This window comes from Leptolyngbya sp. FACHB-671 (genome assembly GCF_014695745.1).
Taxonomy (GTDB): Bacteria; Cyanobacteriota; Cyanobacteriia; order Elainellales; family Elainellaceae; genus JAAUTN01.
On sequence record NZ_JACJOV010000095.1, the window covers coordinates 237,437 to 259,949 of the forward strand.

Here is a 22,513-nt window from a genome sequence, read left to right on the forward strand (position 1 = left end):
ACAAGTATCAGTTTAAGTTGACCCAGCAGTATGAGTTCCGGAGCGAGCAGTCCACCTTATCTTCCGTTTGCTGATGGGCAGTGGCGTATGGTGCCGGGGTTGAGATCGCTCAACTTACGAACGTGGATTGAGATTGACGAACATTTCGAGCGTGAACTGGCGCTGAAGGAAACGCTGTTGCAACAGCGCTACGCTGAGGTATTTGCTAGCCTGCCAGGGAGTGAACCTGGTCAGCAGGAAGCACTGGATTTACTGGTGACGCATTTGCTAGAACATTTTCCTCAGCGCTATCAGCGAGAGGGCGATCGCCTCCACAACTTAGCAACCGGACAAACCTGGCATCTCTCAGACTTCAAAGCCGCCCCGCTTGATCTTGCTGGGCGGTTGGTTCAGGAAGATTTTTGTCTGATGCACTCTGCCTCTGAAGGTTATGTGCTGTCTGCAGCTTCCGTTTGTTTCCCATCTCGCTGGCTGTTAGCCGAAAAGATAGGGCGATCGATGGAACAAATTCATGCACCCGTACCCAGCTATACAGAGAAGTTGCGATCGCCTGTCAATCGATTCTTTCAGCAGATCAGGAGCGATCGCCCCGTCTGGCGTTTGAACTGGAGCATCGTAGACTCGCCTGACCTATTTCTTTTGCAAAGCCAAGATGCTGCACCTAATTTGAATGCTGCCAATGCAGGAGAAAAGCTCTGGATTCGGGTAGAGCGACAAACCCTACGACGGCTGCCTCAAAGCAGGAATATCCTGTTTACAATCCGCACCTATGTCCATTCCTTAAGAGTGCTTGAGGCTGAGCCGACCGCAGCAAGAGGTTTAGCAGCTGCAATTCAACAGATTTCTCCTGAAATGCAGCAATATAAAACGCTGTTGCCCATTCGAGAAGTGCTGCTAAATTATCTGGCGGATACTATACAGAATCTTGATTAGAAGCATGGGTTACTGATCTTTGAAGTAACAAATTTTTGCTTGCGTTTTGACAAAACGCCATAGAATCTTAAAGAACACTGTTTGTCTAGCAAGTGAGCATTGGACATAGCAGTCTTAGAATAATCCGTAGATGGGTGAGGAGTGAGCGTCATATTCTGGAAGTGTAACGCTCACCAACTGTTCAGGGTGAAAATTGGAACTTTTCCAATTTGCGATGCGTGGTGAGCGGAGGAATGGGCATTGTTGGGATTGATCAAAGGGCTAGTTCACAAAGCCAGCAAGATAAAGCGCTGGTTGCCAATACCTGAGCAGGGGTGGACTCAATTAAGCCTGCTCAAGGCATTGGTACAGCGAGACTTGGAAGCTCGCTATAAGGGGTCGATTCTGGGAAACATTTGGCCGCTGTTAAACCAACTCTCCCAGCTACTCATCTACACTTACGTCTTTTCGATTGTTTTACGGGTCAAGCTGACTCTCAACGGCTTGCCAGAAAATAACCTCACTTTTGGACTGTGGCTGTTTGCCGGACTGCTACCCTGGATTGCTTTTACGAGCGGGTTGATTCCGGCGGCAGGTTCCGTCGTGGCACAGACAAATTTGGTAAAAAAAGTAGTATTCCCGCTGGTTTTGCTGCCTTTAGTTCCAGTTTTTTCAGCATTCATCGAAAGTACATTTGGGTTGATGGCGCTAATTGTGTTTGTAGCAGCAATCACCCAAACGCTACACGCGACCCTGTGGCTGTTGCCGCTAGTCTGGATGCCTCAATTGCTGCTAACCGCAGGGCTAGCCTACCTGACCGCAGGACTCACCGTTTTTCTCCGGGATATTCCTCAGACACTAGGAATTATTCTAAACCTGTGGTTTTACGTTACCCCAATTGTTTACCCCGCAGACATTATTCCTGAACGGTTCAGGAGCTTAGTGTTTTGGCTTAATCCAATGGCAGCGATCGCAGAAACCTACCGAGATCTTGTTCTAGTTGGCAAAGTTGCCCACTGGGGAGAATGGGGGGTCGCTACAGGGGTGTCCTTAATAGCTTTTACTGGTGGTTTGTGGGTTTACGGGCGGCTGCGTCCAGCATTTGCTGATGTCCTTTAAGAATTGCTCAATAGTGGTGTGATGGATGAAATTGCGATTTCGTTAAAGAACATCTCGAAGTGCTTTAAGCGCTACGCCAAACCAGTAGATCGCCTCAAAGAAGTTTTACTGCCGAAAAAAAGTCACGCTCAGATGTTTTGGGCACTGCGTGATATTAACTTGAATGTAGCCAGAGGCGAAGCTCTTGGAATTATTGGTCAAAACGGCTCTGGCAAAAGTACGTTACTTCAAGTCATTGCTAGAACACTAACTCCGACCACAGGAGAAGTATTCGTCAACGGGCGAGTTTCGGCTCTGTTAGAACTTGGCAGCGGTTTTAACCCAGAGTTTACAGGCAGGCAGAATGTATTTTTCAATGGTCAGATTTTAGGACTTAGCCAAGAAGAAATTGCGACTAAGTTTGATGAAATAATCAAGTTTGCCGAGATTGGAGACTTTATCGAACAGCCTGTAAAGACATATTCTAGTGGAATGTTTGTCAGGTTAGCATTTGCCGTTGCAGTCAATGTGAATCCTGACATTTTAATCGTCGATGAGGCATTAGCAGTTGGCGATATTTACTTTCAGCAGAAATGTTTTGAAAGAATCCAAGAACTTAAGCATCAAGGAACAACTCTTCTATTTGTTTCTCACGACTCTACTGCTGTGTATAAACTCTGCAATAGAGCGGTCTTAATGGAATCAGGAAAAGCAGTACTAGATGCAAATCCGAAACAAGTTATTGATTTATATGAGGCAAAACTTCTAAAGAAAAGAGATACGCATTCTGAATCCGTAGAAATCCAGATGTTAGCTAAGCCTAATTCATCTGCTCAAGAAACACTGTCTTCCGATAAGGTTTTAGAAGAAGTTGTTATTCAGTCTTCGGAAGTTGTTGTTAAATTTGTAAAGCTTCTGGGCGAGAATGGTCAAGCTGTTGATTCAGTAATCAGTGAGCAAGATCTTCAATTATCGATTGGGCTATTATTTTCACAAAGTTTTGACGATCCGCATGTTGGCTTCAAGATTCGAGATAGAACTGGTGAAGTCATTTTTGAGACCAATACATTTGCGATGAAAGAAAAGATTGGCAAGGTCTGTAATGGAACGTTTTTAGAAGCAAATTTCAAGTTTCATGTGCCGCTGAGGGAAGGCGAATATACGATCACATTAGGCGTTGCTGACGGCGGATTTGGAGAGTGCCTATTTAAACGATCGCTAGTATATGCTCATAACTCTGCCGCCTTTAATGTCCTGAGAAACGATGAATCTATTCGCTGGTCTGGTATTGTAAATCTCAATCCTTCTATTTCAATTAATAGCTCTGTTTATGTTTGAGTTGATTATTCAAAAAGCGCAACAGTCAGATTATGATTTTAGAAAGACTGCTAATCCATCTGATCCGTTAGCACATCTCTTTGATGAATGGGTCGATTATTATAAGTTGAAATGGGCGATCGCAAATGTACTAGAACCTAGTTCTATCTTGGAAATAGGTGTTCGATTTGGCTATTCAGCGCAAGCATTTTTGCACGGAAACCCCAGTGCTAAATATACTGGCATTGATCTAGATTCAGACTCTTATGGAGGGGTGAGAGGAGCAATTAATTGGGCAAAGGCAGCAACCCAATCCTTTGCTACTGACTTTATTATTGTGGATACACAAACTCTAGAGTATTTCCCTGGTGATATTTACGATCTAATTCATGTTGATGGGCAACAAGATGGAGATGGCTCCTTTCATGACCTAGAACTTGCTCTTAAGCAAGGACGATATATCTTGGTAGATGGATATTTCTGGACAAGACAAAATTACACGGCAATCAGTGATTTTTTATTTCGACACGCTAAATTACTAGATTTCTACGGTGTAATTCCTGGCTATGCAGGAGAATTATTGATCAAAGTTTCTCCTACCTATTTAGAACAGGTTAGCAAAGAGCAAAGCTATAAAACCAATTCTAATTTTGCTATTTGTCAGGCTTATATCGCTGACTATTACGCTAAAGATTATAGTGGATTTGAGACGTATAGAAGAAATAAAGGCAAAAGATTACAAGATCCCAGATTGCAAGCGATCGCAACAATTTCTAGCCTAAAAGCTAAAGGCTCCGCATTAGATATTGGGTGTGGAAGTGGTGAACTGACTTACTATTTTGCTCGGCAAGGGTTTAAGACTACTGCAATCGACAATTCAGCAGACGCAATTCAACTAGCAGTAAAGTGTTTTGATGAAGCTGAGCATTTATTAGCCGACGTTCAATTTCTCTGCGACAATGCTTGCACCGTTCCTTTACAGGTTCAGTACGATTTAGCAGTTGCCTCTGATGTGATTGAACATTTGTCGCCTGATGAAGTAGATACACTTTACCAAAAAGTAGCAAAGCATTTAAAGCCAGACGGTTTATTTGTACTGCACACTTTTCCTAACCTCTGGTACTACAAATATGAATACCCTAGAAGAAGAAAGATAGCTGCTTCTGTGGGAGCTTATCTGCCACCAGAACCCAACACAAGCTATGGGCTTTGGATGCACATTAATGAGCAATCTCCAAGGGTATTGAAGCAGCAATTGTCAAAGCATTTCAAACACGTATTGCTTTGGTTTGGAGATATCAATAACCCTGGTGGAAGCCTGCTTAAGAAGTTTTCTATAAAAGAAATGCGTGCTGCTCATAGTTTGTTTGCGATCGCATCCCATCAACCTATTGATTTAGATCAGCTAAAGTCTCGATTGCAAATGGCTCCCTTGCCAGTTATTCAACCTTATGAAATCAAAATAGCGGTTAAGGATTTTCCTAAAAATGCCTTAGTCAAAAGTGAGTTCATCGCGACTGTAGAAATTACAAACAAGAGTCGTTCTGTTTTAAATAGCTGTGCTCCTAACCCAGTTCACCTCTCCTATCACTGGTTAGACAGTAAAGCGACCAAAAACGTAATCTTTGAAGGCGAGCGAACCAAGCTAATTCCACCTCTAAACAATAAAGAATCTCAGAAAATTTTTGATCTTCTTTCCGCCCCAACAAATAAGCAGGTGTATGACTTGAAAGTTAGCGCACCATCAGAAGCAGGCAACTATGTACTTAGAATTACGTTAGTACAAGAGGGTGTTCGTTGGTTTGACCAGGAACCTATCGGATTGGCAGAAGATATTTCCATCTCAATTCATAACAACTAGTCAGTATGATTGAAGCTAATAATTCTAAAATTGACGTAAATGTTTTAATGCAAAAGGTACAGGAAGAAGTCGCTAAACGCCGTGATTTTAATCCTATAGAGGCAGCAGTTAGCAGCTTGAGCACTATTAACACTGCTAGTATCAGCCACGCAGAGGCTCAATTAAGCGTTGCTGAAACTTTTTCTGAAGTCCCCACAAAGTTTCCAGATAAATTTAATCGTTTTCCATTTACAATCCTCAAACCTCTACAAAAATTTGCTCTTAAGGTTTATGGTTTTCTATTTAAAAAGCAGCGAGTAGTTAATTCCTCTCTAGCGCAAGCTCTCAAAGTTTCTCTTGACCTTAACCAGAGATTAAGCCAACAGGTTGTGACTCTCCAAGCCCAGTTGCACAAGCTAGCAGACCAAGTAGATTCTATAGATAGGCAAACTGCGGATACCAGCATCAGTATGGATGAGCGGTTCTCCACAATAAATAATCATCTTGCAGCTACAGATGAACGCTTCTCTGCTGTGGACGGTCGCTTTTTTACAGTAGATAGTCGTCTCACAGCGATGGATCAAAAGCTTTCTTCCACCAATGAATATTATGTGAGAAATGAAAGCTACATCAAGGACGATTTAACACAACAGAAGCGCCTGATTACTCTGTTTTTAGAAGAGGCAAGAAAACGTTTGCCGGAGCCTTTTGAGCAGGAGCAATTGCAGACTTTTGAGAATGAAGGGAAGCATCTGCTGGATGCATTCTATGTTGCTTTTGAGGATTATTTTCGAGGCAGCTATCAAGACATTTCTGATCGCCTAAAAGTTTATTTGCCGCTTCTAGAACAAGCAAAGTTAGATACAGCAAACTTTCCCATTTTAGACATCGGCTGTGGACGAGGAGAGTGGTTGGAATTGTTGCAGCAATCTGGCTACACGGCAACAGGGCTAGACATTAACAGAGTAATGTTAGATCGATGCCGCTCACGAGGACTAGAGGTAGTTGAAGCAGATGTAATAGCTTACTTAAAGTCTCTGCCTTCACAAAGCTTGTCAGCCATAACAGGTTTCCATATCATTGAACATTTACCAGTCATAGAATTACTCACCTTATTTCAAGAGATATTTAGAGTTTTGAAATCGGGCGGGTTAATTATTATGGAAACTCCCAATCCCCAGAATGTCCTAGTAGGAAGCAACAACTTTTATATGGACCCCACTCATCTCAATCCTTTACCTGGCCCGCTAACTAAATTTATGCTTGAGAATGCTGGATATCAAGCCGTTAAAATTATGAACTTGAATGCTTATGCTGATTCGTTCAAAGTTGGCGGTTCAGAAATTGCAGATCGATTCAATGATTATTTCTATGGTCCTCAAGACTACGCAGTCATTGGTTATAAGCCATGAAGCCTTTGTGCATTGTAACTCCCTGGTTTGGTAAAGACTTAAAAGGAGGAGCTGAGCAGCAAGCCTGGCAGGTAGCAACACGACTGGCAGCACAGGGCCATACGGTCGAAGTGCTAACAACCTGCTGCCGCTCATTCTTAGACAATTGGACATCCAACTACTACAGACCCGGAGTGAGGCAAGAGCAAGGCGTAAAGGTTCGGCATTTTCGAGTCAACCGCCGCAATGAAGAGGCTTTTGCTCGAGTAAACAGCTTAATGTTAAATCTGCCGTCTTCAGCCTTAAAACCCCAAGTTAATCCGGTCAACCCAGAAGATTCACTGATCTTTGCTTCTGAGAATATAAATTCAGCTAAATTACTAAATTTTTTGAAACGGAATAAAGACCAGTACCATGCTTTTCTGTTTCTTCCCTATCTTTATGGACCTGTTTTAAACGGATTGCCCATCGTAGCAGATCGGGCTTTTTTACAGCCTTGTCTCCATGATGAAGTCTATGCATATTTACCTGAAGTTACTAATATCTTTCATCTAGCACGTGGGCTGCTGTTTATTAGCGAAGGAGAAGCTCAGCTAGCCACACAGCTTTATGGTCCAGGCATTATTCACAAAAGTTCTGTTGCAGGTGCAGGAATAGAAGCAGGTTCCAGCTTTGATGAAAGTCTTACCCATGTGGGTGGTTTTTCGGTTAAGCAGGAGCAGTTTGTGCTGTGTCTGGGTCGCCGTGATTCTGGGAAAAATACTGATTTATTAGTTAAAGCTTTTGCACACTTCAAACAAGAGAATCCTGCTTCTGATTTGAAGTTGGTCCTCGCGGGACCAGGCAATCGGTCTTACAGCGGGTTAGCGCCAGATCTAATTGACTTAGGTTTAGTAGAGGAAAAAGAAAAGGAGTTGCTATTAGCAAACTGTCTGGCTTTATTTCAGCCTAGCCAGAATGAAAGCTACTCTCGTGTGATCATGGAGGCTTGGTTTTATAAACGACCCGTAGCAGCTCATAGGAATTGTTTGGCAACGGCGATCGCCGTTGAAAAAGCTCAAGGCGGTTGGCTAGCAGAAACTGAGCTAGAGTGGTCAGAACTATTTGACAAAGTTGATCAGATTGGCGAAGAACAGCTTACGAAATATGGGATCAAGGGACAGGTTTACGCCGAGGAAAATGCAGCTTGGGACAAAATTATTCAGCGTTACGAAATTGCTCTAAATTTGACTGAGCGCGCTGTTACTTCACCCCTTCAACTAAAGCCTAAAAAGCTGAAGGAAATTCATCAGTTACTACCTAATCTTGCCTACGGGGATGCGATTTCAAATCACGCAATCGAGATTCGCAACTATCTCCGTCAGTGCGGATACCGCTCAGAAATTTTTGTTCGCTATCTTGACCAAAAGGTTGCCCATGAAGCAACTGTATTCAGCCCAAGATATCTCGACAATCAAGCGGGGCTAATCTATCACCACTCGATTGGCTCAGAACTGACGGAGTATGCGATCGCCCATTCTGGACCTAAATGTTTGGTTTATCACAACATCACCCCCGCAGAGTTTTTCTTACCCTATCGTCCTGATGTCGCTAAACTCTTGGAGGATGGTAGAACCGAATTGAGGCAACTAGCTCAGCATTTTCCAGTATCAGTTGGAGATTCTACATTTAACGTAGAAGAACTGCTAGAAGTTGGGTTTGCTGAATCAGAAGTTTTACCAATCATTGTCAATCCTAAAAAATGGGATACGCCGCCAGATGCTGCTTTAATGCGACAGCTGCAAGATGGCAAAACCAATTTACTTTTTGTAGGTCGTATTGCCCCTAATAAACGACAAAATGATTTGATTGAAGCGTTTGCCCATTACTTAACGTTTGATCAAGAAGCCCGTTTAATTCTGTTGGGTGGATACGGCTTGACTGACCCATACTATTTTCATCTGATCAATCTAATCGACAAGCTAAATCTAGCAAATCATGTTTTATTGCCAGGGCTAGTTACAGAAGCGCAGCTATTGGCTTATTACCGAACGGCTGACGTGTTTTGGTCGATGAGTGAGCATGAAGGATTTTGTGTGCCACTTGTTGAAGCGATGTGGTTTGATACTCCAATTCTTGCTTACAAAAGTAGTGCCGTTCCTGAAACATTAGGTTCAGCAGGATTAATTTTCAACAGTAAAAATGATTTAGTTCAAGTAGCCGCCTTAGCAAAGCTGCTGGTAAAAGATAAAGAATTAAAGTCTAACGTAATCAAAGCACAGCGCCAACGACGAAATGATTTTCTCACAGAGTTAGGGCACGGTAAGTTAGATAATTTGATTTTGAAGATGGAAAATGTATCTGTATGACTCGCTATAGCAATGCTTTCTCTAAGCTATTCGATAGGTTTAGTAGAAAGGCTCAAAAATCTTTAGATATTAAGCCTCACGAACTTTTTCCACTTAATCCAGAATTGCCTCTGCCAACAGGTATCTCTGAAAGCGAACTATTTGATTTTCTTAAATCTGTTTTAGTTGAGGACGCACCTCCGCAGGAAATGGCAGATTATTGCCAGTATGATTTTCGCAGATTTGTCTATACCTATGGACTAGCAAAAGATTTGACTGGAAAAGGGCTTGAGCTAGGTTCAAATCCTTATTTCACGACAATGCTGCTAAAGGAATTTACGCAAATAGATCTATCTTTAGCTAACTATTTCAACTCTGAATTAGGCAGCACTGTTGAGCAGGGAGTGTCGTATCAAAAACCTGGCTCAAAGGAAAATTTGTCAATCAAACTTAAATCAAGCCAATTCAACGTTGAGGAGGAGGAATTTCCTTTTCAAGGTGAGGAGTTCGACGTAGTTTTTTTCTGTGAAATTATAGAGCACCTACTTATTAACCCGATTGCTGCTCTTAAAGAAATTAAGAGAATTTTGAAGCCAGGCGGAGCATTAATTTTAACCACGCCGAATGTGAGCAGATTAGAAAATGTCGCCAAAATGATTGCCGGAGGAAATATCTATGATCCCTACTCCGGTTATGGACCCTATGGCAGACACAATCGTGAATACAACAAACACGAACTTTATCTTTTGCTAACCTACTTAGGGTTTGACATTGATGCGATGTTTACGGCTGACGTACATTTAAACAACGCTAACGGTTATGCACCGATCGCTGACTTTTCAGCACTGCTTAAAAAGCGAGAACAAGATTTAGGACAGTATATCTTTGTCAGAGCCTTAAATGTTAGAGAGGCAGGTCATAAAAAGCCTGCTTTTCTATATAGAAGTTATCCTGCTGATGAGCTAGAGTAATGCCTAGAGTTGCTTTTGTGGTTCAACGTTGCGGTTTGGAGGTAAATGGTGGCGCAGAAGTCCTTTGCCTCAAAATTGCACAGTATATGTCCAAGCATTGGGATTTGGAGATATTGACAACCTGTGCATTAGATTATGTCACCTGGGAAAATTACTACCCACCAGGAATAGAAGAAGTTTCAGGAGTCAAAATACGTCGCTTTTGGGTAGAAAAACAGCGAGATATTGACGAGTTTAATCATTTATCTAAAAAAATCTACCCTCGCCTTGAGACGGCTTCGATTGAGGAGCAGGAGGACTGGATGCGTTCTCAGGGTCCGTGGGCACCGGATCTGACTGCTTATGTCGAACAACATCAACATGAGTATGACGTGTTCATATTTTTTACTTATCTGTATGCAACAACTTATTTTGTTCTGCCGCTAGTTGCTGAGAAAGCTTACCTTGAACCATTAGCTCATGATGAATGGACGATTTACATGAGTATGTGGAACAGCTTCTTTAACAAGCCGCGTGGTTTTATTTTCAATACGGTGGAGGAACAACGCTTTCTTAAAACTCGTTTTCCAGATGCTGATCTAAAGGGGGCGATCGCCGGAATAGCTGTAGAACCCCCAGAAACTTTTAGCGCAACCCAGTTCAGACAGCAATACAAAATTGATGAACCCTTTCTGCTGTATATGGGTAGGATTGATCCTTCTAAAGGCTGCGAAGAACTGTTTAACTATTTCATCTCGTTACGTAAACAAGAACCTGGGTCAAGAAAACTGGTTCTGTTAGGCAAACCAACCATGCCAATCCCCAAACATCCAGATATTGTAGCGTTTGGTTTCGTAGATGAACAGACAAAATGGGATGCTCTAGCAGCTTGCGACATATTAGTGATGCCTTCACCCTATGAAAGTCTTTCTATCGTGTTACTAGAAGCTTGGGCAGTAGGAAAGCCCGTTTTGGTAAATGGCAAATGTGATGTGTTGCTGGGTCAATGTCAAAGGTCTCAGGGCGGTCTCTGGTACAACAATATCAACGAATTTCAAGTAGCGGTAGAAACGATGAACCATCGAGTTAGAAGACTACTAGGAGCACAGGGGAAATCCTTTGTAGAAGCTAACTATGTTTGGTCTGAGATTCAGAGACTATATCTAAGTCTGTTTTCTGACAATACAAGTACTACCAATCAGCTTTCTACGTCTGAGAATGCAGAAAATCTAACAATTTAAACTTTAGTATGATCTCCATAATTCTCTAATTCAAACTTGAGATTCACCAAGTTGTGCTGTATTGTTGTTTTGTCAATTTTTGTAAGTCTCTGGTTCATCAAGTAGACCATCAAACATAGCTCACATATCAGTTGAAGCCTTGGTAGAAGCAGAGGAATGGCGCGAATAGTAAAACTTTAAGGTAGCATCTTGAGATTAAGCTCAAAGAACATGACACAATCTAAAGTTGAATAAATTCAGCAACCGTCACCAACTCGTTCAGGCTGTTTTATTTTGTAACAAATAGCACGTAAACCCAGTGACTATACTTACGCAAATCCCTGATATTAGCATTGTTGTTCCCGCTTTTAACGAAGAGCAAACATTAGAAGCTTTACTCGATCGCATCGTAAATGTCACAGAGCAAATTCCTGACCAAAAATTTGAAGTGATCTTTATTGATGACGGTAGTACTGATCGTTCGTGGGCTATCCTTCAGAGTCTTGCTGCAAAGGAGTCATGGGTACGCTGCTTTCGACTACGTCGTAACTTTGGTAAAGCTGCTGCCCTATCAATAGGAGCTAGCATGGCAAGGGGTGACATCCTGATCACAATGGATGCAGACTTACAGGATGACCCTAAAGAGATACCGCGATTCTTGGAGAAGCTGAAAGAGGGATATGACCTGGTTTCTGGCTGGAAAAGAAATCGCAAAGACCCTTTATCCAAAACGCTCCCTTCAAAAATTTTCAATACAGCTATTTGTTTAGTTAGCGATGTAAAACTGCAGGATTTTAACTGTGGTTTTAAGGCAGCACGAAAAGAAGTCTACCAAAACATTTCCCTGTACGGCGAACTGCACCGCTACATTCCTTTGCTAGCTCACAACCTAGGTTACAGAGTAGGTGAGATTCCTGTTCTTCATCACCCCCGAGCCGCAGGAAAGTCTAAATACGGTTTAGAAAGGTATGCACGTGGCTTCCTTGACCTGCTAACAGTGCTAACTATTACGCGATACGGTCGTCGCCCAGGACATCTGTTTGGGGGAGTAGGACTAATTAGCGGTATGGCTGGTTTCCTAATCTTAAGCTATCTCACAGGAGTGTGGGTCTTTACCAGTGAGGCGATCGGAGGACGACCACTGCTTCTACTTGGAATTATGTTAGAGATCCTGTCGGCACAATTGCTCTCTCTGGGAATGTTGGCAGAGCTAGTTTTAAACTGTAGTCCATCGCAACCAACGCATCTGCTCATAGCCGATAGCAGTGACATTTCCACTGCTTACAATAAGGAGAAGAGCTATTTATGAAACCGGACGTTTTCAAGCAGTATCAAGCAGAGAGTGAAAATTGGTTAAAGCGTGGTCGTCGCAGCCTGCTCCGCACTTTGCTTGAAGAAGCGGGCAGAACCACTGGAACTACAAAACCCCTCGATATTTTGGAAGTGGGGGCAGGGGTAGGTCAAAACATACCAACCTTACAAGAATTTGGACAGGTAGAGGTCGTTGAGGTTAGTGATATTGGTCTTGCTGCGTTAAAAGACATTCCCAATATCAATCGAATTTATAGCACCCCTATTCCCTTCAACTTAAGCAAAAGCTACGACATCATTTGTGCTTTGGATGTTGTAGAACACATTGAAGATGATAAAACTGCTGTTAAATGGCTCGTCGATCGCCTGAAACCAGGTGGTTACCTGATTACAACAGTACCCGCCTATCAGTGGCTATTTTCAGACCACGATATTGCTCTAGGACATTACAGGCGCTATACACAAAGAACCTTTAATCGCATTCTTCCTGCCGAACTGACTGTTCTTAAAAGCGGTTATTTCAACAGCGTGTTGTTTCTACTTGCTGCAGCAATTCGTCTTGTCAAACGATTGACCAAAAGCATCCTTCCATCTAGAAAAGGATTCACTGAGCTTAAGAAAGAAAGCTCTACTGTTCCAGGTTGGGTTGACTCAGCTTTTGGGAATTTCCTATTGGTTGAAACCAAAATAATAGAGGGAAAGCCGATATTTCCGTTTGGCTTATCAGTATTTTGTTTAGCCCAGAAAGTTAGTAATTAGCAGTTCAAAATACCTTTAATGGTTTAGGCTCTACGGTTATGAGAATAAAGCTTGATAGAGTTAAGATATCTCAGTACTTCTTCAACTCTCGCACCGAGGTGGCAATATATCTAGCCACTTTGGTTTCCTCTTGTGTCTTATTATTCATTTTTCTAGATTTGGGCAATTCAACACTATCAGTCCCATTTAACTATGCTGGTGACGCTCTATATAAAGGCAATGAAGTAAGAACCATGATAGACACGGGATGGCTTTTTCATAATCCATCTCTTGGTGCTCCCTTTAGCTACAACAGGCTCGATTTTCCAAGATTTGATTCTCTCAATTACTTAATCATGAAGGTCTTTTTGATCTTCACCAAAGACTACGCTACAGTTCTCAATTTATATTATTTACTATCATTTATACTCTGCACCTTAAGTGCTTTATTTGTCATGAAGCACTTTAAATTATCTAACTTTATTGCTTTCTACGGCTCAATTCTCTTTGCATTTCTTCCCTACCCCTTTTATCGAGGAATACCACATTTTTCAAATGCAGCCTATTACATGATACCGCTGTCCGTAATGGTTTTGCTTTGGACAGCTTTAGGTTTATTTTTTAAGGATGGCAAGATTTCTAAGAAATATCTTCTAGCTGCATTTCTGATATCATTTCTTACTTCGCTTCAAATGCCATATAACGGCTTCTTTATGGCTGTCCTTACACCCGCTGCTGGTCTGTCTGGATTCTTGAAAACCAAAAATTTCCGGGCAATCCTTATAGCTCTTTTTATTTGGTTTTCGATCGCAAGTGCCTTTACAGTCGAACAAATACCCAGACTTCAATATCAAGCGGTTCATGGCGTTAATGCTAGCGTTGCCAAACGTTCTATTACAGAAGTAGAGCTCTATTCAGTCAGGTTATCTCAACTTCTCTTGCCTCACTTTAAGCACAGGGTTGACGAAATTGCTGATGTAAAAGATAGGTTTGATGATACCTTTTTGCACACTAATGAAAACAAAACCTCATATCTTGGTCTTTGGGGAGCAATGGGATTTTTGTTTCTCCTATTCTTTGTTATTTTCTCTAGAGTAGAGAAACTCGAATCCACGTACTTCCGAAACATCTCTGCCTCATCAATTTTAGCTTCACTGAGTGCGCTCAACATAGTTGCCTTCTCATATGCGACTTTCGCTGGCTTTAGCGCAATTTTTGCCTTTTTTGTAGAGCCTAAAATCCGAGCTACAAATCGAATATCGGTCTACATAGCATTCCTCTCCATATTCGCGCTTTGCATAGTCCTAGATGTTGCTAGACGTAGCTTTAAGCCAAAAAGAAAGTTTTTTATCAATATATTTCTGACCGTTATTTTCTTCATTAGTCTTCTGGATCAGACTTCTCCAAAGTTAATTCCTAAGTACGATGCGATTCAAGAGAATTATGAGCACGACAGACAATACTTTGGCTTGCTAGAAGAGCGGTTGCCTGACAATGCTGCTGTTTATCAGATGCCTTACGCCTTCTACCCAGAACGCGGACCCATTAACAAAATGACGGATTATGAGCACCTAAAAGCGTACTTTCATACGTCTAGTTTGAGATGGAGCTATGGCTCTGCTAGAGGACGGCAAGGATATTACTGGAATATGGATCTGGCAGAGCGTTCTCCGACTGAGCTAGTTCAAAGGCTACAAAATTTTGGTTTTTCAGCAATCTATATTAATAGACTTGGTTTTGAAGATCGTGCAGAAACGGTCATTCAAGATCTATCAAACCTGCTGCAACAAGAACCTTTGATTAGCGAAAATGAGCGATATGCAACTTTCTTCCTACCCGATTCGGATGTTGCCAACCCGCCCTACCTAGCTGAGCCTTACAAACTTGGAGACACAATCAGTTTTTCTGCAAATGCCCATCCTATGGTCTTCTACTCGTTAGGCTGGGCTAAGCCAGAGGACTGGGGAACCTGGACCCTTGGGAAAGATGCCCGGTTGGTTATGCAAGTTGACGGTTCACCAACTTCTAATACGGTAGAGCTTTCAGCTATCGCTCAGGCTTTTGTTAACGAGGAGCATCCCGAGCTTGATGTAGAAGTGATTGTCAATGGAGAGCAGGTTGACCAATGGGAGTTTGTTTATGGGGAGAGTGCAGGTGGTGAGCGAAAAGCTGTTATTCCAGCGGATCTAGTTGCCAAGCAAAATCCCCTAGAGATTGTTTTTAAGATTCCTAATGCCAAATCTCCTGCCGAACTAGATCTTTCTAGTGATGGACGTGTACTTGGTCTTGGAATACATGAGCTGCGCTTGGACAATGTCAGCAGTCCTTTGTAGGAGGTTCAGAGTTAGTGTCAGATATGCCAGCTAATAATCTTGTCTCAGGAATAGCAACAGCAGTTAAGCAAGGCTACGTCCTGCTCCTTAGAGGATTACGTAGCCTTGCTAAAAGCATAGGTTTGTTAGGAGTATTAGAAGCTCGTAAGAACAACCGCACCCTGTTCTGGCTTCGTAGCTTGTTTGCGATTTATGATATGGACGATATGATTCGTCTGGGTGTGCCCTGGTGGACTTTCTCGTCCATTGATTTGGTTGAACGTTTTCTAGCAAATGTGCCGCAAGCACGCGTATTTGAATACGGGGCTGGAGCAAGCACGCTCTGGTTGGCTCAACGTGCTGGTACGGTATATTTTCTTGAGCATGATGCTGTGTACAAAAAGAGCCTTGATCGCTACACTGCTGGACTAGCAAACGCCAAGGGCTTTTTAGAGGTTCCGGTTCCAAATAAATCACCAGAACCTTTCACGTCAAGTCGCTCGGATATGCAGGGTATGAGCTTCAGGAACTATGTTAAACATCTTGACACTGTGGATGGTCTGTTTGACTTAATCATCATTGATGGTCGCTGTCGGGAGCGGTGCCTAGAGCAGGCTTTGCCACGTCTTAAAGAAACTGGGTGTATTGTATTTGACAATAGCGGTAGAAAGCGCTACCGCAGAGTTATTGAACAACTGAATTATCCTATGATCGAAACTCGCGGATTAACGCCCTCTTTACCTTATCCAGGTCAGACTACTTTAATCTTTAAATCGGTGGAAGTACGAAATAAGCTTCAAGCTAAGTGAAAAAAGCTGTTTACCTGGTTGGTTATTTAGTAGTTGGACTATCACTGTTTTTTCTTCTGAGAAACCTGGTAGTTAACTTGAAAGATATTCCTGGCTTTGAATTTACTTACCAAGCCGTTCTAGCGTTAGTTATATCTACGCTTCTTTGTGCTGGTACGGTTGCGATTTTAAGTTTGGCTTGGAGCCTCTTAATTAGAGGAGGTAATGTCTACTTGACGGTTGGACAAGCTTACGTGATTATGGCTCAATCCCAGATTGGCAGATACTTACCTGGAAATATTTGGCACTATGCAGGTCGGGTCGCTTTAGGTCGCCGATATGGAGTTTCTGCTGAAGCGACTCTTCTCAGCACCAGCATGGAAACTGTGATGATCTTTGGGATGGGCCTCATCATATCGGCAGCTGGGTTGCTATTCAGTAAGCAGTTTTTCCCAGATATTAAAATAGACTTTTACACAAGAAATCTTGTTGCACCGATCGCCTTAGTCATTGCTGTATTGGCAGTAATTGGACTGGCAATTACCACTGTATTTGTTATTTCCAAACCTGTTTGGACATCTGTCAAAAATTGGATTAAAAAACGCTTGCCCTACATTCACGTAGGACGTATTGGTGTATCAGGACTTCTCTACATTTCAATATTTCTTATATTTGGAAGTGTTGTTTGGCTTCTATTAAACTTAATTTGGCAAGTAGAAGCTGGAATATCATGGTATCAATTTGTTTGGAGTTTTTCGATAGCCTGGGTAGCTGGCTTTGTGACTCCGGGTGCCCCAGGAGGTATAGGTGTTAGAGAAGCGATCCTGGTTACGTTGTATTCTCCAGTATTGGGAGAAGGATTAGCGTTAGGTTTATCGCTCATGCTAAGGGTGCTAACGAGTTTAGGAGACCTGGTTGCATTTGGTCTAGCCTACTATCTCAGTCAAACTCAAAATTTGAAATCTCTAAGATAACCCCATGACAAAGAAAGCCTTAATCACCGGATTAACTGGACAAGACGGTTCTTATCTCGCTGAACTTCTGTTAGAGAAAGGCTATGAGGTGTACGGGTTGGTGCGTCGATCCAGTTCTGGTAATGTTGGGCGGATTGGTCATCTTTCTGATCGAATTCAAATTGTTTCGGGTGACCTTCTAGATCAGTTTTCTTTGATGGATGCGATCGCCAGCGCCCAACCGGATGAGATTTATAATCTTGCTTCCCAGAGCTATGTCCCAATTTCTTGGACACAGCCCGCCCTCACAGCTGAGTATACGGCGATCGGGGTTTCTCGACTTTTAGAAGCGATTCGTCGCGGTAAACCTGATGCCAGACTTTACCAAGCCTCTAGTAGTGAAGTCTTTGGACAACCTGACGAGTCTCCTCAGAATGAGCGTACTGCCTTTCGTCCTCGCAACCCTTACGGTGTTGCCAAAGCCTATGCGCACTGGATGACGATCAACTACCGTCAGCAGTACAACCTCTACGCCTGCTGCGGGATCACTTATACCCATGATTCCCCCCGACGGGGAACAGAATTTGTGTTTCGCAAGATTACTAATGGAGCTGCCAGGATTAAACTGGGCTTGGACAACGAGTTGAAATTAGGAAATCTAGATGCCCGTCGAGATTGGTGTTATGCCAAAGACGCGGTATATGCAATGTGGTTGATGCTGCAACAAGAGCAACCCGACGATTACATTATCGCTAGCGGCGAAGCTCGTTCTGTCAAAGAGCTAGTTGAATGTGCGTTTAATTGTGTCGGCTTGAACTGGCAGGATTATGTCTCTGTTGATCCTGCTTTTTATCGCCCTGATGAAGCAGTGCAGTTAGTCGGTTCTACTGATAAGATTCAGAAAAGTTTGGGTTGGAAGCCTGGTCACTCTTTTGAGCAATTAGTCGAATTGATGGTTGATTACGACCTCAAGCAATTGAGTGACGGCTAACTGTGAAATAGAAAGAGATTTGCTCAGAAATGAAACTCAGAAATAGGGTCTTCGGGTTTCATTTCTAAGCAGAAATTAGACTAGAAGTGCGCGGAAATAAGCGAGATAGCACTTAAATCATTGTCTATGCCTGTACTAGTAGCAAGGCGATCGGTGTACTCAAAGTATATATTTGATGTTAAAAGTTGTAGTTGATGCGACTCCGCTGCTTCCAAAACCTAGTGGTGTTGGCTTTTATGTCGCCAATCTGATTCAGGCACTTCATGCATTACAGGACCAAGAAAACTTTCAGTTAGGAATTGCTTACCAGCCAAGTCTCAAGAATTGGCTTCGCGGAAATCTTAAATTCCCTGATTCAATTCAGCAATATTCTAATCTTCATTTGCTACCGTTGCCTGTTAGAGTTCTTAATCTATTAGCAACCGTTCCAAATCCACTTTTGTCTTATTTTGAGCAATCTTTTGAGCTACCGGATATTGTTCATGGCACTAATTACGCTGTATATCCGTGTCAAAAGAGTTTGAGGGTAATGAGCATTTATGATCTGACATTTATCAAGTACCCAAACTATGTCGACGCAATTGTCAGAAGCTATGCCTCACGTATTCAGCAATGTCTTAGATGGACTGATCTAGTTTTGACAATTTCGGAAAGTTCTAAGCAGGACATTGTTGAGCATTTGAATATTAGCCCTAGCCGGGTTCAAGTTACACCCCTAGCGAGCCGCTATCACACAAATTATCTATCAGAAGAAATGGTTGAGAAGCTTAGCCATTCTATCAACTATGACTTTTCAAAACCCTATATTCTTTTTGTTAGCACGATTGAACCTAGAAAGAATATCAATGTTTTAATCGGGGCATTCAATCTACTTAAGCAGAAACACAAAATCGAGCACCACTTAATTTTAATTGGGCAAAAAGGTTGGCACTATAAACCAATTTTTGCAGAGATTGAGCGATCGCCCTGGAACCACTGCATCCATCATCTCAACTATTTGTCTGATGAGTTGGTTGCCTTGTTTTATTCAAAAGCAGATGTTTTTGTATATCCATCCCACTACGAGGGATTTGGTCTACCAGTATTAGAAGCTATGACGTTAGAAGCTCCCGTTATAACTTCTAATACGTCGTCGCTACCCGAAGTTGCAGGAGATGCGGCGCTTTTAGTTGATCCAAACGATGTTGCAGACATAGCTAATGCCATCTTGCGCGTCGTGGGCGATCGCACCCTACGTCAAGAACTGATTCGAAAAGGCAAAGAGCAAGCAAAGCTATATTCCTGGGAGAGAACTGCTCATGAAACCCTCAGAGCTTATCGTTCGCTTCTAGTATAAATCCCTGGTGTTGCCTTAGATCGAGGCTTCAGGCAGAATCAGCATTGCATCTCCGAATGAGTAGAAGCGGTAATTTTGGGCGATCGCCTCCTCATACAGCGCTAGCAGTCGCTTTCGCCCAATCAAAGCGCTGACCAGCATCAGTAAGCTGGACTTAGGCAAATGGAAGTTTGTGATTAGCCCTTGCACCACTCGCCACTGGTAGCCAGGGTAAATAAAGAGGTCAACCTTGCCACGATAGGGCTGAAGCGTTCCTGCCTGAGCTGCACCTTCTAGAGCACGGGTAACGGTGGTGCCGACTGCAAAGATACGTCCCCCTTGAGCTTGGGTTTGGCGAATTTTTTCCACCGTTTCGGGGGGAACTTCTACCCACTCTCCGTGCATTTGATGGGTGGTGATGTTATCTGTTTCCACCGGGCGGAAGGTTCCTACCCCAACGTGCAGGGTGATAAATGCCTGGTCAGTTCCTTTTGCTTTGAGTTGAGCGAGCAATTCTGGCGTGAAGTGTAGCCCTGCGGTAGGGGCAGCAACGGCACCGGGGCGATCGCCATACACCGTCTGGTATTGCTCTGGATCAGCTTCAGATCCAGTAATGTAGGGCGGCAAAGGCACTTGGCCCAGCTGCTCTAGCACTTCGTAAAGAGACTGTCCTTCCGGTAGGTTAAATTGAATAATCCGTCCACCAGTTGGCTCATCAGTTGACAGGATCTCGGCAGCTAATGGTAGACCGGACTGGACTGATAGATCGGGCTGAACTGGTAGATCGGGTTGAACGATGCTTTCCTCCAATCCTCCAAACAGAATTTGTGCCCCTGGTTTGAGTCGTCTGCCAGGTTTGACGAGGGCTAACCAACGATTGGGCTGCTGTTCCTCTAACAGTAAAACCTCGACCTCAGCGCCTCCTGGCTTACGCCCGTAGAGACGAGCGGGAATTACGCGGGTGTTGTTGAGTACCAAGAGGTCGCCGGGTTGGAGCAAATTCGGCAAATCTCGAAAGATACTGTGCTGGTGCGTGACAGTTGACGAAACGACAAGCAATCGGGCACTGTCTCTGGGAACGACAGGGTTTTGAGCAATTTGCTGCTCGGGTAACTGGTAATCATATGCAGCCAACAGCCAATCTGGTTGGTCGGGAGGGATGGAGGGCGATCGCTTCCAGTTTTGTTCGTCCGTTATCTTGCTCATCATTCTGCTTGAAATTCTGCTTGAAATTTAGTATCTACGGTAAAGCCTGCCCTGTTTTCAGTTTGCTTTTAGTCTTCCGCTTCGTCAGATTGGGTGAACCTCCCTACTCCAGGTCGGGGATTATTCCCCTATTGGTTATCCGTGATTCCATTCAGAATATAGATGTAGCATTTGCCCGGACATCCAAACCTTATGGAATATCTCTATTACCTTGCAAATGCCAGCCTGACGTTGAGAGTTGTCGAACACCTCCACACTTCACCCTGGCTCCCAGTCCGTTTCATGACTGTGATCCACCAGATTGACGGCTGGGTAGTTAAGGTAAAACTCACTCACAACCTGGATGCACAGCAGCACGGAGATTTCCGCGCTTTCCTAAACGAACTGGGTATTCCCTATGAGCCTGAAATTCGCGTGAAAATGGCTCTTTGGGGACTAGAAACAGGACAGTCTCCAATTGACGTGATGCATCGCTACCAGGTCGCTGTTGTCTCTCATGGCAATCCTGATCGCGACGAAATTGAGGAATTTCGCAAGCAATTCGTTCACGGACTCGGCTACTGTCCAGAAACTTTGGCTTAAGCTGGCAACCACTTATAGCCTAATCTGAATTACCAGGAGCGCAGCAATGCTGCGCTCCTTTTTTAGGTTATTTCTGTTCTAGGTTATTTTAAAGTTGATTAAATCAGGTGCAATAACTAAACCGCTGCCAATGTTTCGGCTTGGCGACGAGGAATGTCATAAGTGAAAAAGTCATGAGCCATGGTCGTATGGGGAAAGATTGTCTGAGCTTCAGACAGCAGATCAGTGAGGGCGATCGCATTTCCCGGTGCATAGCGCGGGCTAAAGTGAGTCATAATCAGCTTCTTGGCTCCCGCTGCAAGAGCTACCTGAGCCGCCATCGTAGAAGTAGAATGAAGCCGCTGGTAAGCTAATTCAGCATCCTGATGGGCAAACGTCGCTTCATGCACTAGCACATCTGCATCTTGCGCTAGCTCTACCGAATTTTCACAGAAAATCGTATCGGTGCAATAGACAAACTTACGTCCAATCTGGGTTTCGCCACATAGATCAGCCCCATTAATTTTGCGCCCATCTGCTAAGGTAATCACCTCCCCTCGCTTGAGCTTGCCATACAGTGGACCTGAAGGAATGCCTAACGCAGCAGCTTGCTCTACATCAAATCGTCCTGCTTTATCTTTTTCCGAAACGCGATACCCAAAAGCAGGTACCCGATGCGTCAAAGGGCTACAGCTTACGGTAAATTCCTCATCCTCAAATACAACTCCGGGCTGTACGGTGTGGACTTTTACCGGATAGGAAAAATGGGTCTGAGAATAGCGCCCACAGGCTCGCAAATACTCATTCAGGTGAGGTGGTCCGTAAACATCAATCCGGGTTGGATTACCCGCCAACCCACAGCTTGCCAGCAGCCCCATCAAGCCGTAGATGTGGTCCCCGTGCATGTGAGTGACAAAAATGCGCGTGATTTGGCTAATCTTGACATCACTACGGAGAATTTGGTGTTGAGTGCCTTCGCCACAGTCAAATAGCCAGGTTTCTGCTCGTTGCGGCAGTCGCAGAGCAATGCTGGAAACGTTGCGCGATCGCGTCGGCACACCCGAACTAGTTCCAAGAAAAGTTATCTGCAAGATGGGTCAACCTGATTTTTGGCACAAATGCTTTGCACGAATCTTCTGCACAAATCTATAGTGACATAGGATGCAAATTCATCGCTGTGAACTTCCTAGATTCAAAAATACCGAAACATTCGGCCGCAGTTAGAGCCTCAAATTCAAGAATTCAAGGGGATTCCGGTTAGTTGTAACTGAGTGATGAATGAT

The 22,513-nt window shown here is 43.4% G+C and carries 18 protein-coding genes; 16 read left to right on the top strand and 2 right to left on the bottom strand.

What is annotated here, in order from left to right; genetic code table 11:
* The first annotated feature begins 30 nt into the window (after positions 1 to 30).
* From H6F93_RS13770 to H6F93_RS34060, 15 genes are all read left to right on the top strand, one after another.
* Complete coding sequence (locus H6F93_RS13770) at positions 31 to 933, top strand: heme-dependent oxidative N-demethylase family protein (RefSeq protein ID WP_190681498.1); 903 nt, start codon at positions 31 to 33, stop codon at positions 931 to 933.
* A gap of 240 nt (positions 934 to 1,173) precedes the next feature.
* Positions 1,174 to 2,031, top strand: coding sequence for an ABC transporter permease (locus tag H6F93_RS13775; RefSeq protein ID WP_277882848.1), 858 nt, complete (start codon positions 1,174 to 1,176; stop codon positions 2,029 to 2,031).
* Between the two features lie 21 nt (positions 2,032 to 2,052).
* Positions 2,053 to 3,348, top strand: a complete 1,296-nt coding sequence (locus H6F93_RS13780) for an ABC transporter ATP-binding protein (protein WP_199313691.1) — start codon at positions 2,053 to 2,055, stop codon at positions 3,346 to 3,348.
* Positions 3,341 to 5,188, top strand: coding sequence for a methyltransferase domain-containing protein (locus H6F93_RS13785; protein ID WP_190681504.1), 1,848 nt, complete (start codon positions 3,341 to 3,343; stop codon positions 5,186 to 5,188). The genes H6F93_RS13780 and H6F93_RS13785 overlap by 8 nt, the downstream gene beginning before the upstream one ends.
* 5 nt (positions 5,189 to 5,193) lie before the next feature.
* On the top strand, positions 5,194 to 6,579 hold the full coding sequence (locus H6F93_RS13790; RefSeq protein ID WP_190681507.1) for a class I SAM-dependent methyltransferase: 1,386 nt from the start codon (positions 5,194 to 5,196) through the stop codon (positions 6,577 to 6,579).
* A complete protein-coding gene (locus H6F93_RS13795) occupies positions 6,576 to 8,906 on the top strand; it encodes a glycosyltransferase family 4 protein (RefSeq protein ID WP_190681509.1) in 2,331 nt (776 codons plus the stop codon). Before H6F93_RS13790 ends, H6F93_RS13795 begins: the two co-directional genes overlap by 4 nt.
* Positions 8,903 to 9,856, top strand: coding sequence for a class I SAM-dependent methyltransferase (locus tag H6F93_RS13800; RefSeq protein WP_190681511.1), 954 nt, complete (start codon positions 8,903 to 8,905; stop codon positions 9,854 to 9,856). The genes H6F93_RS13795 and H6F93_RS13800 overlap by 4 nt, the downstream gene beginning before the upstream one ends.
* Complete coding sequence (locus tag H6F93_RS13805; protein WP_190681513.1) at positions 9,856 to 11,076, top strand: glycosyltransferase family 4 protein; 1,221 nt, start codon at positions 9,856 to 9,858, stop codon at positions 11,074 to 11,076. Before H6F93_RS13800 ends, H6F93_RS13805 begins: the two co-directional genes overlap by 1 nt.
* Before the next feature lie 298 nt (positions 11,077 to 11,374).
* A complete protein-coding gene (locus tag H6F93_RS13810; RefSeq protein WP_190681517.1) occupies positions 11,375 to 12,364 on the top strand; it encodes a glycosyltransferase in 990 nt (329 codons plus the stop codon).
* Entirely contained in the window at positions 12,361 to 13,125 is a 765-nt protein-coding gene (locus H6F93_RS13815; protein ID WP_206755730.1) for a class I SAM-dependent methyltransferase, read from the top strand. The genes H6F93_RS13810 and H6F93_RS13815 overlap by 4 nt, the downstream gene beginning before the upstream one ends.
* Before the next feature lie 158 nt (positions 13,126 to 13,283).
* The gene (locus tag H6F93_RS13820; protein ID WP_190681523.1) at positions 13,284 to 15,437 is read left to right on the top strand and encodes a DUF6311 domain-containing protein; all 2,154 of its coding nucleotides are present in this window, start codon (positions 13,284 to 13,286) and stop codon (positions 15,435 to 15,437) included.
* A 23-nt stretch (positions 15,438 to 15,460) separates the two neighbouring features.
* Positions 15,461 to 16,225 carry a class I SAM-dependent methyltransferase gene (locus H6F93_RS13825; RefSeq protein ID WP_242043453.1) on the top strand — a complete coding sequence of 255 codons (765 nt, stop codon included), beginning with the start codon at positions 15,461 to 15,463 and terminating at the stop codon, positions 16,223 to 16,225.
* Positions 16,222 to 17,178: a lysylphosphatidylglycerol synthase domain-containing protein gene (locus H6F93_RS13830; RefSeq protein ID WP_190681529.1), complete on the top strand. Its 957-nt coding sequence runs from the start codon at positions 16,222 to 16,224 to the stop codon at positions 17,176 to 17,178. Before H6F93_RS13825 ends, H6F93_RS13830 begins: the two co-directional genes overlap by 4 nt.
* A gap of 4 nt (positions 17,179 to 17,182) precedes the next feature.
* The gene (locus H6F93_RS13835) at positions 17,183 to 18,148 is read left to right on the top strand and encodes a GDP-mannose 4,6-dehydratase (RefSeq protein WP_190646203.1); all 966 of its coding nucleotides are present in this window, start codon (positions 17,183 to 17,185) and stop codon (positions 18,146 to 18,148) included.
* A gap of 637 nt (positions 18,149 to 18,785) precedes the next feature.
* Positions 18,786 to 19,484 carry a glycosyltransferase family 4 protein gene (locus H6F93_RS34060; RefSeq protein ID WP_242043438.1) on the top strand — a complete coding sequence of 233 codons (699 nt, stop codon included), beginning with the start codon at positions 18,786 to 18,788 and terminating at the stop codon, positions 19,482 to 19,484.
* A 15-nt stretch (positions 19,485 to 19,499) separates the two neighbouring features.
* On the opposite strand, the gene queA is transcribed toward H6F93_RS34060, so the two are convergent.
* Complete coding sequence (gene queA / locus H6F93_RS13845) at positions 19,500 to 20,672, bottom strand: tRNA preQ1(34) S-adenosylmethionine ribosyltransferase-isomerase QueA (protein ID WP_190681535.1); 1,173 nt, start codon at positions 20,670 to 20,672, stop codon at positions 19,500 to 19,502.
* Between the two features lie 189 nt (positions 20,673 to 20,861).
* Here queA and H6F93_RS13850 point away from each other — a divergent pair, with 189 nt between their 5' ends.
* Entirely contained in the window at positions 20,862 to 21,251 is a 390-nt protein-coding gene (locus tag H6F93_RS13850) for a hypothetical protein (RefSeq protein WP_190646200.1), read from the top strand.
* 116 nt (positions 21,252 to 21,367) lie between these two features.
* Here the strand turns inward: H6F93_RS13850 and H6F93_RS13855 are convergent, their stop codons facing one another.
* A complete protein-coding gene (locus H6F93_RS13855; RefSeq protein WP_190681539.1) occupies positions 21,368 to 22,321 on the bottom strand; it encodes a ribonuclease Z in 954 nt (317 codons plus the stop codon).
* Between the last annotated feature and the right edge of the window lie 192 nt (positions 22,322 to 22,513).